Annotated in this window: 19 protein-coding genes; 5 read left to right on the top strand and 14 right to left on the bottom strand. The window is 42.4% G+C overall.

Annotated elements, in window-relative coordinates:
• Positions 1-128: 128 nt before the first annotated feature.
• The 7 genes from B4C70_RS11445 to B4C70_RS11415 form a co-directional block, all read right to left on the bottom strand.
• On the bottom strand, positions 129-686 hold the full coding sequence (locus B4C70_RS11445) for a DUF1349 domain-containing protein (protein WP_251137927.1): 558 nt from the start codon (positions 684-686) through the stop codon (positions 129-131).
• Between the two features lie 103 nt (positions 687-789).
• Positions 790-1,317, bottom strand: coding sequence for a general stress protein (locus B4C70_RS11440; protein ID WP_214855785.1), 528 nt, complete (start codon positions 1,315-1,317; stop codon positions 790-792).
• Positions 1,314-2,360, bottom strand: a complete 1,047-nt coding sequence (locus tag B4C70_RS11435) for a DUF871 domain-containing protein (RefSeq protein WP_214855782.1) — start codon at positions 2,358-2,360, stop codon at positions 1,314-1,316. Before B4C70_RS11435 ends, B4C70_RS11440 begins: the two co-directional genes overlap by 4 nt.
• A gap of 82 nt (positions 2,361-2,442) precedes the next feature.
• Entirely contained in the window at positions 2,443-3,816 is a 1,374-nt protein-coding gene (locus B4C70_RS11430; protein WP_214855779.1) for a PTS transporter subunit EIIC, read from the bottom strand.
• A 13-nt stretch (positions 3,817-3,829) separates the two neighbouring features.
• On the bottom strand, positions 3,830-4,714 hold the full coding sequence (gene murQ / locus B4C70_RS11425) for an N-acetylmuramic acid 6-phosphate etherase (RefSeq protein WP_290779536.1): 885 nt from the start codon (positions 4,712-4,714) through the stop codon (positions 3,830-3,832).
• A gap of 449 nt (positions 4,715-5,163) precedes the next feature.
• Positions 5,164-5,544: a BsuPI-related putative proteinase inhibitor gene (locus B4C70_RS11420; protein ID WP_290779528.1), complete on the bottom strand. Its 381-nt coding sequence runs from the start codon at positions 5,542-5,544 to the stop codon at positions 5,164-5,166.
• An 84-nt stretch (positions 5,545-5,628) separates the two neighbouring features.
• The gene (locus B4C70_RS11415) at positions 5,629-6,582 is read right to left on the bottom strand and encodes an SMI1/KNR4 family protein (RefSeq protein ID WP_290779526.1); all 954 of its coding nucleotides are present in this window, start codon (positions 6,580-6,582) and stop codon (positions 5,629-5,631) included.
• 147 nt (positions 6,583-6,729) lie between these two features.
• On the opposite strand from B4C70_RS11415, the gene B4C70_RS11410 reads away from it, so the two are divergent.
• Positions 6,730-7,641, top strand: coding sequence for an EamA family transporter (locus B4C70_RS11410; protein WP_290779523.1), 912 nt, complete (start codon positions 6,730-6,732; stop codon positions 7,639-7,641).
• Positions 7,642-7,644: 3 nt separating this feature from the next.
• The gene (locus B4C70_RS11405) at positions 7,645-8,106 is read left to right on the top strand and encodes a hypothetical protein (protein ID WP_290779522.1); all 462 of its coding nucleotides are present in this window, start codon (positions 7,645-7,647) and stop codon (positions 8,104-8,106) included.
• Between the two features lie 83 nt (positions 8,107-8,189).
• Here B4C70_RS11405 and B4C70_RS11400 read toward each other — a convergent pair whose 3' ends face one another.
• The 7 genes from B4C70_RS11400 to B4C70_RS11370 all read right to left on the bottom strand — a co-directional run bounded on the left by B4C70_RS11400 (position 8,190) and on the right by B4C70_RS11370 (position 10,914).
• Complete coding sequence (locus B4C70_RS11400; RefSeq protein ID WP_290779519.1) at positions 8,190-8,711, bottom strand: GNAT family N-acetyltransferase; 522 nt, start codon at positions 8,709-8,711, stop codon at positions 8,190-8,192.
• Between the two features lie 59 nt (positions 8,712-8,770).
• Positions 8,771-9,247: a glutathione peroxidase gene (locus tag B4C70_RS11395; RefSeq protein ID WP_290779517.1), complete on the bottom strand. Its 477-nt coding sequence runs from the start codon at positions 9,245-9,247 to the stop codon at positions 8,771-8,773.
• A gap of 72 nt (positions 9,248-9,319) precedes the next feature.
• On the bottom strand, positions 9,320-9,538 hold the full coding sequence (locus B4C70_RS11390; protein WP_290779515.1) for a hypothetical protein: 219 nt from the start codon (positions 9,536-9,538) through the stop codon (positions 9,320-9,322).
• Between the two features lie 74 nt (positions 9,539-9,612).
• A complete protein-coding gene (locus B4C70_RS11385; RefSeq protein WP_290779512.1) occupies positions 9,613-9,837 on the bottom strand; it encodes a hypothetical protein in 225 nt (74 codons plus the stop codon).
• 19 nt (positions 9,838-9,856) lie between these two features.
• Positions 9,857-10,357: a GNAT family N-acetyltransferase gene (locus B4C70_RS11380; RefSeq protein WP_290779509.1), complete on the bottom strand. Its 501-nt coding sequence runs from the start codon at positions 10,355-10,357 to the stop codon at positions 9,857-9,859.
• A 25-nt stretch (positions 10,358-10,382) separates the two neighbouring features.
• Complete coding sequence (locus tag B4C70_RS11375) at positions 10,383-10,673, bottom strand: hypothetical protein (protein WP_290779507.1); 291 nt, start codon at positions 10,671-10,673, stop codon at positions 10,383-10,385.
• A gap of 46 nt (positions 10,674-10,719) precedes the next feature.
• Entirely contained in the window at positions 10,720-10,914 is a 195-nt protein-coding gene (locus B4C70_RS11370; RefSeq protein ID WP_290779504.1) for a hypothetical protein, read from the bottom strand.
• A 600-nt stretch (positions 10,915-11,514) separates the two neighbouring features.
• Here B4C70_RS11370 and B4C70_RS11365 point away from each other — a divergent pair.
• The 3 genes from B4C70_RS11365 (at position 11,515) to B4C70_RS11355 (ending at position 15,614) form a co-directional block, all read left to right on the top strand.
• Positions 11,515-13,071: a hypothetical protein gene (locus B4C70_RS11365; RefSeq protein ID WP_290779501.1), complete on the top strand. Its 1,557-nt coding sequence runs from the start codon at positions 11,515-11,517 to the stop codon at positions 13,069-13,071.
• 751 nt (positions 13,072-13,822) lie between these two features.
• On the top strand, positions 13,823-14,662 hold the full coding sequence (locus tag B4C70_RS11360; RefSeq protein WP_290779499.1) for a hypothetical protein: 840 nt from the start codon (positions 13,823-13,825) through the stop codon (positions 14,660-14,662).
• A 571-nt stretch (positions 14,663-15,233) separates the two neighbouring features.
• Complete coding sequence (locus B4C70_RS11355; RefSeq protein WP_290779496.1) at positions 15,234-15,614, top strand: tyrosine-type recombinase/integrase; 381 nt, start codon at positions 15,234-15,236, stop codon at positions 15,612-15,614.
• Positions 15,615-15,657: the final 43 nt, after the last annotated feature.

Here is a 15,657-nt window from a genome sequence, read left to right as displayed (position 1 = left end):
TTTTCCTGTAGGAGTGGCGCGAAACGCGTCATTCTTTTTGTTACGAGATAAGGATGGCAGATCATCATTCTGCCACCCTTATCTTTGTAGAGACTGACTTTTGAGTCAGCCCCATTTGCTATGGCGTTTTATTTAACGATAGTTTCTAATGAGAAATCTAGTACTTCCACTTCACACCCTGCCGCTTCTACATCCGGACTACACGCATACGGTCCGATCTTCAAATCGGTCACGTCATGTAAGTGTGCGATCCGGAGTTGCTCTTTGTGCTCTCCTGTTACGTGATACAACGTGACATCTTGATTGAGATAGTGGAGTTCAAAGACAAGCGGTGCATCAAATAGTGTGTTGTCGACATCCCGACACGACCAGTCCGAGTACCCAAAGCTCGTCACGACGGCACCCAGATGTGATGGACCATCCGGAATGAACTCAGCCGAGACTTTCACCCAGTGATCGTCATTCACATAAAGTAAAATCCCCGCTTGATCATATGTAGCATTCGGTTTTAATTTCACTTCAATCCGGCATTTGAATTCTCCATTTGGAGCATCCTGCAACAACGCATGCCCCGTCTGACGATTAAACTGATAATGTGTGTTGCGCCAAAAATCCGTATCCGGATCCGTCATGAAGCGTAACGGTGTCTCTTCTTTAATACGCGACGGTTGATTGAGCCAATTCATCAACATATCCTCCTTTTTCTCAACGCCCTCTTAATTTCCGTAACTTTCGATAGCCACGAATGAGCATATCGAGCATACAATCCCTCCTATTTTCTATGAACCCTCAGACTACTTTACGAAGTCGTTGCATATCCTTATTCAATGCTGATCGTTTCAAACGTCTGTTCCGTATTAAGTATTGCACATCTGACCGGTTATCGTACATCAGTTGGATATGGAAATAATTGATATATTCAAGGATTGCGAAAATATATAGAAACAAGGTGATTCGTATTCCATACACCGGAAGCTCAGATTGAAAACGAATCCAGTCGATTCCGAACGCACACGCTGTCAGAACGATCAAAGCCAGATTGATGACACGACAGTGACGTAATCGTCGGACGACCGGTTCTCGGGTAATTGACGTTCCTTCCTTCTTCAGACGCCTTGACTTGCTGTACCAATACCAAGCTCCTTGAATCAACAACAGCTCAAACAAAAACAGTGACATCCAAAAGGCACTGAGTTCAAATAACTGCAGTCGTGGAAAGACACGATTCCCAAACCAACTCAGCGGTAAAATCGTGACGACCGTGAACAATTCCCCTCGGTATAGATAGGCGAAGCGCTCGGCAACGATCTGCCTCATGGCGCCACCCAGTCAATCCGGAATTTACTTCCTGGACCAAGCTGTGCGATCAATGGTTGATCGGCCTCAACGACACGTCCGAGAACGTTGACTCGCTCATCCGCAGGTAGATTACGTTTCGTGATTTGAACCTCGCCCGCGTATCGCCCGTAGCGTTCATTATCAATCGTGATTGTGCCAAGCGGGCGGGCAGACCGATCTTGCGGTGTCAGATCAATCGTCGACGGACTCATCCGCGACTCGACGGAGCGAATGACATCCCGCGCTGGATCAAACCGATTCGTTTCCGTATCCCGTTGTGCTTGCTGTCCGTTCGCTACTGCCCGAAGTACGATGATTCCGTCTTGCTCTGCTTCGAATTGCCGAATCGTCGCCTCCGTCAATCGTGGATCCCCAACAAGAATTCGATCAACGGTCGATTGTAAGTCGATGTAACTGGCGAACGGTGCCGCATTTCGGTGTTCTTCAAGTGTCGGTAACGTCTCGAATAACGGTCCGCGAAGTGTCTCGTCACCCGGTATGAACGCTTGGACCCTTAATCCTTGCGCCTGTAACCAGGCGTTTTTTTCGTCAAACCACGTCCGGTCGAGTCCTGTTTCCGGTCGCGGATAAAAATTATGCCACGCTTCCGTGTGATCGATTCGCAGACCCTGTGCCTTCATCTCCGTCAATTCGTCTGCTGTTAACGTACTGGCATTGAGCGCGACCATCATTTGGTTCGATAACGTCGCGATTTGCTGCGGACTGATGCCGTAATCAAGACGGAGTCCTGTCACACCCCAGTCCGTTAACGTCGCTGCCGTCTCCCATGTCTTTCCAAGCGTCGCGAGCGACGCTGGTGCGATGTCCGCCACGAGTTCGAATCCGAGCTCACGTGCTAAATGACCGAGCGCTTTCAAGCGTTCGACGTACAGTGAAGAATCATCCTCGGGAATATGTAGCGATGTAAAGAGCGACGTAAAGCCGACAGCGCTCATCCGCTGTAGCCACTCGCTCGTCTCGTCTGTGATCGGTTCACTTAAATAGATTGATAATCCTTTCATACACTCACTCCTTCACTTCTCTACTTAGGGAAAAAGCAGCTGATCCCTTCTTTTTCGAAGGATTCAACTGCTTTTCAATACGTTAAATACCGTCTGCCATCTCTTCTTTGAAACCGAACCAGTATGTGAATAGGAATCCTGCCGCGTACGAGATGACGAGACCTCCGATGTACGTCAAGTACATTCCGTTGTCAATCAACGGTGTCAATGACAACCCGGATACGCCGACACCGAGTGCGGTCGTCTTCATCGTTGCTTGGAAGGCACCACCGACTGCTGCGCCGAGACATGCCGTTACGAACGGACGACCGAGTGGTAACGTAACACCGTATAACAACGGTTCACCGATTCCGAGGAATCCGACCGGGATCGCCCCTTTGATGATGTTACGCAGGCGCGGATTGCGCGTCTTGACGAAAATCGCCATTGCCGCCCCGACTTGACCCGCTCCTGCCATCGCAAGAATTGGTAAGAGTGGTGTGTTGCTAATCGTGTTCAAGAACTCGAGATGGATTGGTGTCAATCCATGGTGGAGACCGACCATGACGAGTGGTAAGAAGAAGCCAGCCAGCACGGCTCCGGCGAGTGGTCCACCGACCTCAAGCACGGCATTGATTGCTTTCATGATACCGTCTGACAGCAGTCCAGCAACCGGCATGATCGCATAGAGTGAGGCGAATCCGACGATCAGCACCGTCAACAGTGGCGTAAAGATGATATCGATCGATGCGAACATGAAGCGACGGATGTGCTTCTCAAGATAGGTCATCAGCCAAGCTGCGAAGATGACACCAAACAAGCCGCCCCTGCCCGCAACGAGCGGTTCCCCGTAAATCGTGATATCCGCAAGCACGGGGTTGAATAGAATCCCACCGGCAATTGCTCCGAGCACCGGCGTGCCGCCGAATTCCTTCGCCGTATTCCACCCGACGAGGATTGCGAGATATAAAAAGACCGTCCCACCGATCAGTAGTAAAATCTGCATCCATGTCTGTGTTTCATCGACACCCGCATTTTTTGCGAAGTTCGCACCACCGTTGATGATACCGGAAGCAACAAGACCCGGAATGAGCGGGATGAAGATGTTCCCGATTCGGCGCAAGAAGCGTTTGAACGGAGACTGTTGTTTTGCTTTTACTTTTTGCCGTTCGACGGCAGCCCGTTCTTCTGGCGTCAAATTCGGATCAACGGACTCTTCTCCGATCGCGAGTCCTGTTTCGCGACTTAAGTGGTCTGCTACCCGATTGACCGTTCCCGGACCGACGACGATTTGTAACGTCTCGTCATCAATGACCCCCATGACCCCATCAATCCGCTTTAACGCATCGATATCTGCTTGCGTCGGATCCTTTAGCGATAAACGAACCCGCGTCATACAGTGCGCAAGCTGCCGGAGATTATCTTTTCCACCGACGTGCTCAAGAATCGCGTGTGCCAGCACTTCTTCCTTCTTCATCGTGTTTCCCCCCTTAGAGTGCGTCTCGGACAAATCCGTTTGCATGTTGTAATCGTTCGACGGCTTCCGTATACGAAACATTCGCGAGAATCATGACGATCGCCGTCTTGACGTGCCCGTGTGCTTCACTAAAGACACGCTCCGCCGTTACGGCATCGACTCCTGTCGCCTCACGGATCATCCGCTTCGCCCGGATCTCCAGTTTTTCGTTCGTTGACTGGACGTCGACCATCAGGTTTTGATAGACCTTGCCGACACCAATCATCGCCGCCGTCGAAATCATGTTCAAGACGAGCTTTTGCGCTGTTCCAGCCTTTAGTCTTGTTGACCCCGTCAAGACTTCCGGACCCGTTTCGACTTCGATCGCATAACGCGCGTGCTGACTGATGACCGCATCCGTGTTGCAAGAAATCGCTGCCGTCACCGCTCCGACTTCCTTCGCGTAATCAAGACCACCGATGACATACGGCGTCCGCCCGCTTGCTGCGATCCCGATGACCGTATCACGCGCTTCTAGCTGGAGCGCTTTCAAATCGTCGACGGCAAGCGTCCGACTATCCTCTGCCCCCTCGATCGCCTTAATTAACGCGCGTTCGCCGCCAGCAATCAAACCAACGACCATGTCTGGTGAGACCCCGAATGTCGGCACACATTCTGCCGCGTCAAGAATCCCGAGTCGTCCGCTCGTACCAGCACCGATGTAAATCAAGCGTCCTCCGTTTTTGAATGATGCAATGACGTGTTTGACGACTTCCGCGATAACGGGAATTTGTTCCCGAATGACCGTCGCGACCGTTTGATCCTCGGCGTTCATCACCCGTAAGACATTTTCGACTGTCATCTCGTCGAGTTGCATCGTCTGTTCATTCCGACGTTCCGTTGCTAATTGATCTAACATCTGCTTCACCCTTTCTCTTCCCTCCCTTTATTATACAATTAAGAAATTTTAATTCAATATTATTTACTTAATTTTGAAATTAAATTTCCATATATAAAAATAAGGTTTTGTCCTTCATTTCAGGCTTGGTCCCTTGATTTCCTGCTTGCTGTAATTTCCTCATTCACAAAGTCCAGTAACGCAGACATTCGCTCCCGTCCAATCGTCGCGACGAGTAACGGGATGCGTGGTCCGTAGGATTGATTGATCGTCAGTTGATAGAACAGTGTCGCGAAGCATCATTAATAAACAAAAAAGCTGATTTTCATCCGTTAGATGCCTAACGGATAAAAACCAGCTTCACATGGACCACTTTTGAACGTCTCATGTTACTAATAACATCATTCGTACTGAAACCTGTATGAGGTTCTAAGATATTTATTAAAGAAATCATTCACCAGAGGCGTAAATCATTTTAATTTCTCTTCCATATCCTCTACTGAACTAGAACTGTCGCTGTACTGTTCTTTCTCCTCAACGAGATATTCGATATCGTATGTACCCGGTTCGATTGTCCCGCCTTGTACCGTTTGTTTGAGAACGACGGTTTCTGATGCTTTGACGCGTTTCTTTTGTTGGCTTGTTTTACTCTGTTGCTTTCTTGATTCGAAGACGACAGTCCTTGATTTGCTCTCACGAACGATGACATTCAACAAATGCCCAGAGCGAGCTACGACATCAAATGCATGGTCTCCTGTGTTCGTCAATTTGTATTCAAAGACGAGTCCCTCTTTCGTAGTCCCTTTGAAGGATGTCTCATTCGTCTCACTCCCACTTTGCGGTTGAATCATACAACCGCTCAAACAAAGTATCATGGGGAATAACAACCATTTTTTCATCTGTAAAACTCCGTTCTGTGTGAAGAAATTTCTGAATCATTCCCACCCTGGGAGTGGGCGAGGTGGCTCCTCGACGAAGGTACGGTACCCGTCGAAGCGCATTCCTTGCCGTTGTGGATTGTGGTTACGAATCAAAGGATCACCCGTCTCGTCATCGTTCTGCCAAAATCGGTGTTCCGTTTGAAAGACCTTGATCGACGAATACTGAAATCTCTCTGCCATTAGATATTCCCGAACCGATTGCATCACTTTTTCAAAACACGAATCCGAGTCGTAGCTACTGCCAAGACGTTCTTTTTCTTGTTTTCCTTCGAAAATCTTAACCGAGAAACAAGCATTTTTCTTCGCAATCGGATACTCGATTTCAACGCGAACCGAGTCGACGAAGCGAATTGGTCGAGGTTTGCTCACTTCCTCTTCGGAATTGTAGTCCTCTACATAATAAGCATCTGTTGCAATCGAGAAGTCCTTGAACTCCCAGAACATATCGCCTTGCGCAATGATCGCATACTCAAGGAACGTGCCGAAGTTCTGTCCGATCGGGTCAGTCTCCTCTGTCGACAACTCATGAAACATCCAGTGCATATAGGGTGTCTCATCTGTCTTCGCATCTTCCGTTTGAATCAAGACATATCCTTCGTTCATTTCGCCAATCATCAAGAAATGATCATAGTCTTCATGGATCAGGTCGTACTCTTTAGCTTGAATTGTCATTTCAATGACTTTTTCAAGTGGATAGAGTTCGATGCCGAGACCTTGGATCATGAACAACTCCGCTCCGTCATGTAAACGAAGGAATGTCTTATATTCACTTGGTAACGTTAGCTTGAATTGTTTTTCAAATGACTGAATCGCCTGTTCCGTCACCGGATCATTCAAATTGAATTGAGCGACTCCTGTATCGTATCGCCGCTGAATAAAGGTCGACCCGTGATTGATTTTTTGTGATAAGACGTCAAGTACCGCTTCGATTTGGTTCATTTCTTTCATGGGTTCCATCCTTTTCGTTTCGTATTCGTGAATGATACGATTTTACCCTATACACCATACCATTTTTTCAATTATTTGGTGTATTCTATCCTACTTGTTCTGTGGTATTCTCGTTTTAATATCATTCAAAAAATGACGAGGTGACCCATGTCTAAATCATCATCGATGTTACTCATCTTACTCGCTGCGATCTTTTGGGGCACGACGGGAACCTCACAAGCCTTTGCGCCAGAAGATGCACACCCGATCGCGATCGGTGCCGTACGTCTTGCTGTCGGTGGACTGTTCTTACTCTGTCTCGTTCTCTTCAAAGGAACGCTGACGTTACGCGACTGGCCGGTGCGGACGATTTTACTTGCTGCCGTCAGCATGGCGGCATACCAACCACTGTTCTTCTCCGCTGTATTGATGACCGGTGTCGCTGTCGGTACCGTCGTCGCGATCGGTAGCGCGCCGATCTTTTCTGGATGTATCGAGTGGCTGTTCCTAAAGAAACGTCCAGCGCTGCTGTGGTGGGCATCGACCGGACTATCGATCACCGGCTGTCTGTTGCTTCTGAACAATCAAGGAACGGTCGCGATTGATCCAATCGGGATCGTCCTCGCACTCGGTGCCGGACTATCGTTTGCCGGGTACACGTTCGTCAGTCGAGACCTCGTCAAGACACACGCACCGCTGTCAGTCGTTGCCGTCATTTTCACGACAAGCGCCTTACTGTTGTCACCTCTGCTCTTCTTATTCGATCTCTCCTGGATGTTCACGTCACGTGGTGCCGGAATCAGCCTCCATCTCGGCGTCGTTGCGACCGGAATCGCTTACTGGTTATTCGCGAAAGGACTATCGAACGTACCATCGTCGACTGCCGTCACGCTCTCGCTCGGTGAGCCGCTGACTGCCGCCTTGCTTGGTGTGTTCGTCCTCGGTGAAGAATTAAGTGGTACGGCTTGGTTCGGAATCTCGTTATTGTTACTCGGAATCGCCTTATTGATCGGTTCGTCTCGCCTAGCAGCGCGCCAAACCGTTTTGACAGAAGAACGACAAACCCGGACTGGAGGCTAAATCATGCAAGAAATCACGCTTGAGAAACTACAATTTCGCGAAGATTATCACATCGGACTCGATCAGTTCTTGATGGATGTCGCAAATGGTAACCGATTGATTTTTCATTTTCGTGGGCATACGGAGGAGACGATGGTCATCGTCGGCGACTACAGCTGTAATTACTTTCAATTGACCTTCGAAGCGGATGCGATTCTGCTTCGTTCACCGGACCTCTATGAACTAAAAGAAGATGTCGAGATCAATCCGATTCCACTTCTGACGCTGACCGATTCAAAGCTACTGATGTTCGCACATGAAATGATGAATCTCGATCCTGCAAAAAACTGGGTTCATTACTGGCTCCGAGCATTTGAACAGGATTTTCATATCTTGTCTCCCCGTCCACCAGTTCTGACGGACCTCGGACATAAACGCAGCGATGCGATCGTCACGTATTCATTTGATTCGTTCATCGTTGAATGACCTGAACCATTTTCATACGCAAAAGATCCACGAAACAGGTAGTCGTTTCGTGGATCTTTTCTATGAACATTTATAGAAGCAGATTATGGATGGTCAATCGTATATTCCATCATCCAGCACGTATCTTCATTGATTTTTTTTACTTTCTGAAACCCGCATTTTTCATAGGCTTTAATTGCTCTAAGATTTGATACGTCAGGATCTAAAACAATTCGATTTACTTCATTATCTCGAGCGATATCTTCAACGAATAACTTTATCATTTTCGTTCCAATACCTTTATTAAAAAGTTCAGGATAACCAATAAACTGGTCAATTCCAATTATGATAAAATTCGCAGGATATCCAAATGCCTCTTTTTGTTCGTCCGTTATCAAATAACGTTGCATAAAACCAACAGGTTCATCATCTAACTCTACGATGTAGGGAGCGACAGGTATCTCTCCATTTACTCTCGGTTCGTATTTATCTATCACTTGTCGTAACGTAAATGGTGCGTTCATATCTCCATAGAACTCTAACACTTCTTTTGTACTTAACCATTGAGACATGATTTCATAATCAGTATGTTGCATCTTTCTGATTGAGACAGAATTGATTTTCATATGTACCTCTCGCATTCATTCGTAAACGTCCAACGACTCGCGCTGGACGATTACTATGATTATAGATATAAGGTTAAGTTTTTCTCAACCGACTGGACAGAGTCGACTGGACTGAAGCGCTTGACGACCTGTCCCTTCCGGTCGACGAGGAACTTCGTGTAGTTCCATTTGATCTTCGACGACAGCAAGCCGGACTGTTCTTTCTTCAAGAACGTATAGAGCGGATGCTCATTTGATCCATTGACGTCGATCTTCTGAAACATCGGAAACGTCACGCCGTAATTCAGCTGACAGAATTCCATCGTTTCTTCCTGACTGTCGAACTCCTGCTGATTGAATTGATCGCATGGGAAGCCGAGCACTGTGACTCCTTGTTCCTCATATTTATCATAAAGCGCCTGCAGTTCGCCAAGTTGTTTGACGAGCCCGCATTTGCTCGCAGTATTGACGATCACGAGAACACGCCCCGCGTAGTCCTTTAGCGACACCGTCTCCCCTTTTGCGTTTTGCACATCGATTTCATATAACGTTTTCATCTCTGTCATCTCCTTTGCTGTCAGTATACGACATGGCGAAATCGATGTCGTTTTTAGCGGCTTGCAGATACGTTACCAGACAGAGCTTTCCCGATCGCTCAGTTTAATGACGAACGGGAGAATCAAGACGAACAAGAGACTAACATATCCGAGCGATAAGTAATGTTGCGAGTCTTTTGAAATGTATTGCTTCACGCCGCAGTTCGGACACGCTTTTCCATGTTTTGCAAATCCGACAGCAAGCACTTCTTTCGTTTTGAACTTATACTGGCAATTCGTACAACGTACCATCTGATCATCTCCTTCTTCCTTATTTACTGGTAGATTCAGGAAAAAGTTTCATGAAAATGAAGGTAACCGACATCTTACCTCATCGATTCTTCCCGGTCGCTTAACCGAATCAGAAATGGCAAGAACAGGACAAACAAGAGACTGATATTCCCGAGTGATAGATAAAATTGCGACTTTCGAGACATGTATTGTTTCACGCCACAGTTCGGACACGTCTTGCCTTTCCCATGTATTGCAACACTGACAGCGACTACTTCTTTTGTGCTGAACTTATACTGACAATTCGTACAGCGTGCCATGACATCATCCCCTTTTCTGTTATCTACTTAATGATTCAGGAAAAGGTTCCGTTGCGTCGATGGGTTGTAAACGCATTTTCAAAAATTCATAGCTTCCACCATTCGTCGCCTGTTGGAACCGTTCGACGGGAAGGAAGCCACTTTTCGTATACAAGCGAATCGCCCGCTCGTTGAATGTCGCGACAGCTAATTCAATTTGTTTAGGTGCATATCGGTCCATGATGAACGAAAGACCGGCTTCTAAAAATGCCACTCCATTTCCTCGGCCCGTCAAGTCTGGTCGCATGCCAAGCCCGACGTCAACGACGTCTGCGTTTGGTTCAAATACATAATAACCAATCAATTCTTCCCCATCCAACACAGCAAAATAATGTTCCGTTCGCTTTGCTGGATCGAGAAATTCTGCTAAATCTTCTTCGTCATTCGGCATATCATAAAATGCAAACGCCCCGTCATATTGCCACTCGTAGGCAATCTGTTCCGCCTGTCGTTGCGTCAGCGGTGAAAATGTATAGCTCATCAGGATTCAGCTCCTCTTCGGTTCCTCAACGAGATCGATTCTTTCGGTAGTCTAACAGTAGCGGCAATACATTTAATCCGATCGAGATGAACGTCAATACCCTCAGTGCCCGCTCCATGCCCGGTACGACGTCCTGTAACGCTGCCCAATCCTCCCGAGCCACGAATTCCGCAACGAGTCGGTATTCAGCACACAAAGTCAGTGCCGTAAAACTCAGTCCGAGCACCATCAGAAAACGATAGTCCTTACCAATCAAATAAAAGATGATATTCAGTGCCGTAAATCCAATCGCCAGTAAACCCAGTATAATCCACATCGTATCGTCTCCTCTCACCTCTCCTTTTTACTATATTTGGAATCCATTACTCGGTATTTCCGCCTAGAGTTGGATTTTCTGTCCGCTCAGCAAAATAACGCTCGAGCAGCCGATAATGGAGTAACGTTTCGACCAAACGGACGGTTTCGAGAGTTGCTGCAAAATCAACCTGTTCAAAATCCGTATGCTCGTGCAAATAACCGACAGATAAGCTAATGGGATGAGATAAACGATAAATCATAATTTAGAAAAACTAATTCGTCATCTTTAAATAATTCAAGATCAAAAAATCTCCAACATATTTCTAGATTTATTTCTGCATTCAAAAAATTTTTTCGAACAACTGTATATATGTATGAAAAATCATTCCGTTATTTTTTGAATGTAATGTTTACATAGGAAGTTGAAACATATCTTCTTAGACGAGCACATACTCTACTAAAATATATATTTAAATCATCTTTAGGTGTTAGAGACTATCGTGTATAGTTAATACATGATCTATATCTTTTAATTCACGTCTATCTACACTATATTGATCAAAAATCAAATTATAATAATTTAATTTTTGCTTAATTATTTTTTATAAGATATAAATTCATCTTTAATTCCTTTATGGTAAATTGCACCCAAAATTTCTACACCACAATATACTTTATTTACTATTAACCTCTTACCTCCTTTTGAAGCTAATTTAAAAAAAATTATTTTAATATGAAGTACATTATTACATAACTCTACAGATGTTTAAAAATTTATTCTTTGAAATTATTTTAAAAAGCTTTAAATTTAAAATAATAATTTTCTTTATTCTCATTAACAACAAAAAGGAAGATAATTTATGAATAATAAAATAGTAGAAAAATTCGAAAAAATAGTTGATGAAAAATGTTCTGAAATGAAGATTTGGGAATTTAATAGAGATGATGCACTAAGCATTGTTGGAGTAAATGCTGAAATTTTGTGGAACAAACTAAAAAAAGAAAAAGATATCCCCAAAAAAATTACAATGGCTAATGAAATATTTTATACAACCAACTGGTTAATAAAACAAATTCACTTAAGGTGTCTTATTGTAAACGGAAAAAATTTAAATGATTTATTAATAAGTGATTATCATAATTTAGTTTATGAAACTTTTGAGTCTGGAGGTATTCATGCTGCAATGTTTGAAATTTTCCCTTCTTTTTGGAATGGAATTTATGATTTAGATTTAAGAAACACAAATGAGAAAAAAATATCGTTTATATATAAAACTGAAAATATTGCTAAATTTGAAGCTATTAACGGTATAATCTTACACAAAAAAAATTTAGAGTTCCAAGAAAAGCATAAACAAATTATGTTGTCTGCTCCTAAAGGTAATTTAGAAAAATATTATAAGTTTATTGTTTCTGAATGGGTAGATTTACTATTTTCTATTAAAGAAGATTATAAAATTAGCGATTACTCGATTAAAGATTTAAAACTTGTTCTTAAATATTTATATTATGAAACTATAGTTAAAGACCGAGAGAACACTTTAAAAAATGATCCTTACAGTATTGAAATTTTATTATTAAACGAAAACTCATGGAAAGAACAAGTTGTAGGGGTAAAAAAAGAATTGATTATAAAAATTTTAGATGATCTAACATTTACTTCATTGGATTACGCTACTCAAAAAAAATCTAATCCATTCCTTTCTCCAATTTTTACACTTAATAATAGCAAAGTCTTAATACCTCATTTTATTTTTCAAAATTCAATACAAAGAAATATTTTAACTTCTTTAATTAGGAAATATGAAGAAGCAAATTATGATTCTGCTCTAAGGATTCACTTAATAACAGACCCAATAACTTTATTTATAAAACATCGATTTATACACTTAGAAATTTATGAAGAAGTCGCAATAAATGGGTCTGATATTGATTACATTATTTACGATAAAATTAAGAGTAACGCTATAATTTTTGAAATAAAATCTTTCTCTGAACCTATAACGGCTTTAGAAATTAAAAATAAAGATAAAGATATTAGAAAAGGAATTCAAAATCAATTAAAAAAACACAAGGAATATTTAGAGAATACTGATAATTTACTCTCGTTACAATCTCAAATATCAGTACCTAAGTTAAGCAACTTGCATTATTTTTTGTTAACACAAACTACTATAGGAAGTGGAGAAGTTGACCGGAGTGAATTCAATACTATAAATGTCGAATTGTTAATAAAATGTTTGGTAATGTCTAATGGTGATTTAGAAGTTTGTTCGAAATTACTAAATTCTAATGATTTATTACCAAAAGAACAAATTGATTATGAAATTATATCAAAGAAATACAATATTGATGATGAAATAGAAATTTGTATAGAAGGAATCAAATTTTTAGACTTCTCGAATTTTTCTCTGTAAATAGTAGCTTAAAATAATTACACCAGTTTAAATTAAATTTGTATTTCTTTCGTAAAAATAATCAATAAGTGAACCACACACCTTGAACTGAACCAAAAAAGTTAGACAATAAATCATTTTCATATAACCACTTATGTTCGTTAAGATTGTGTTCTTTTTCCGACGCAAACCATAATACTGATAAAACTATAATATACATTTTTTGTACATATTCATATGTGCTTTAATATCAGAAGAGGATACTTATCTATATGGCAGTATATCTTGTGTGCCCCTGTGTCTACCATGCAAAGTGTGTAATGAATAGGCTTCTAGGTGCCCTTTATGCGATAAATATCCATAAAATTATGTAAGTGAGTAGAAAGAAGACATTGTTCCTTGTAAAAAAACAACTAGCCATTAATAGACATGTCTTTGAAATCAAATCTGTCGTCGAGACGCTAACGACAGGTAGTCAAGTCTATCCAATGCTCAAAACATGCTGTACGAAAAAAATCAATGTCATCCTTCCAACTCATCGCCATATCACCACGAATAAAAATATCATCTTTGTTTTCGATTAAATAACGGGAAAGGGATAGCCTATTTCGCGAATTCCAGTCATCATACCTCATGACTTAGCCCAACCTGTTTTTAGATTCCTTTACAGGGATTATTTATCATATTTACCTAATTTGTCTAAATTAAAAATGTTGTAATCTCCTAAATTATTCTTTATTTTTAAAGAATAACGTATTAAGGAGCATTGAGAATGAATGAATGGGTAAAAGGTGGCATTGAAATATCTTCTGCAATAGGTGCTGTATGGGCAGCGGTTGCAGCACGAAAGTCAGCGAGTGTTAGTTCTAAACAGCTAGAGCATCAAATTGTTCAACAAGAAAAAATAGATTTACCTCGGCTAGTTCCTCTAAATACTTTTATACAAACAGAAGTATTAAAAATGAATAGCGATTGGAAAAAAATAGACTCTTCTTTAATAAATAATAATGTTGAAACAGAGCAAACCTCAGTAAAAGAATTAAAATTAAAGGAAAAATTCAGTTCTTATCCACTCTCTTTAATTAATACTGGAAAAATGTTTGCTCTAGATGTTAAATATAATTATGTATTAGAAGGTGGACGAGATTCAATTAATGAATATCTTTTTGACGATATAAAACTAAAAGTGCTGGACCCTGAAAAAGGTCAGCTAGAAAGTGATGAGTTCGAGTTTTTATTTTATCAAGACTATAAGGGGTATAACGGTAACAGGACAATTGATAATCAAATCATTACAGTAAAACCTTATACTAGATATATACCAATTATTAAAAGTGAAGAAAAAGTAGAGTTATTAATCCCCTCTTATTTCGTATTATTAAGCAACATTTATATAAAAAGTAACTGGATTCATCAAAGAAATTCATTAAAACGTCCACAATTAATACTTACCATTATATATACCGATCAATTCTATCAAGTTCATACGCTTGAATACAGAATGACTTTAAGTCTCAAACAAATCCGTACACGGGGATTTGAGTCAGAATATATCGAAACATGGGTAGACTTTGAACTAATAAAAGCTGAAATAAATAACAAGCCCACCTAAATTGGTGAGCTTGTTTTTTTTACACTCTTACTCTTACTTTTAAAAATGTGTTCCAGGTAGTTACGCCTACAAAACCATGTGCATCAAGTTTCTTTCGCTTCTGGTACGCACTGACCTTCGTTCCTGTCTGTTTGTCGTATTTCCGCGTTGAGTACGCTCCATGTCTTTCTACCTCATCCCTTTTGCTCCGACATACAACGATTTTCCTGGATATGGCACAATATCTTTCCCGCCCCATGTAAAGGCAAGGCGTTGACCCTCCTTGTGCGCCTTCTTGATGTCAGTGCGGTCATAGTTGTTTAGTCTATTCTCATACACTTTATCTTTTTGTCAGCTAATATAAAGTCGAGCGTCTGCTGTTAACTAAAAGATACCAACGCATCATTTGAGATGCTCCTATGTTGACGTTTGTGCGTTGCTCAGCTTTTGTACAACGTTCCGTATACCAGAATTTCAATCCCGTTCTTGACCAGATACCCTTTTCATTTAAGTACGAGTTGTAACGATTTCGGCGCATGTCGCTAAAGAATTACGACGGATCTGAGTCGAGTAACGGTATGACAGTATGCGGATGGGCTGGCGGAACGACGAGGACTTGATCTGTCTCAGTGTCTCCGGTGCCTACCTCTGGCACTCGGGTCTACGAAGACGGCATATCGAGACGATCAAAGCCGCCGAACTCCCGAAGATTACCCTGCACGGACTACGCCATACGCATGCCTCGCTCCTGATGGAGATGGGCGTCCATGCCAAGGTCATCCAGGAACGACTCGGTCATGCCGATGCAACGTTGACGATGGATACGTACGCTCACATATTGCACACTATGCAATCCGATACGGCGACGCAATTCGAACAGCTTTTGAAATGCAAAAAACCGCTCAAAAGAGCGGTTCGTAGGAAATTTACGATTTTCGCAACAAGCGTGCAATACGATTTCGGCAAATACTAGAAATCATTTAAGCCTGCGGACGTTTCCGACGCAAACCATAATA

It is taken from the genome of Exiguobacterium sp. UBA5002, from assembly GCF_002396765.1.
Taxonomy (GTDB): domain Bacteria; phylum Bacillota; class Bacilli; order Exiguobacteriales; family Exiguobacteriaceae; genus Exiguobacterium_A.
This window is presented reverse-complemented; position numbering and strand designations above follow the sequence as displayed.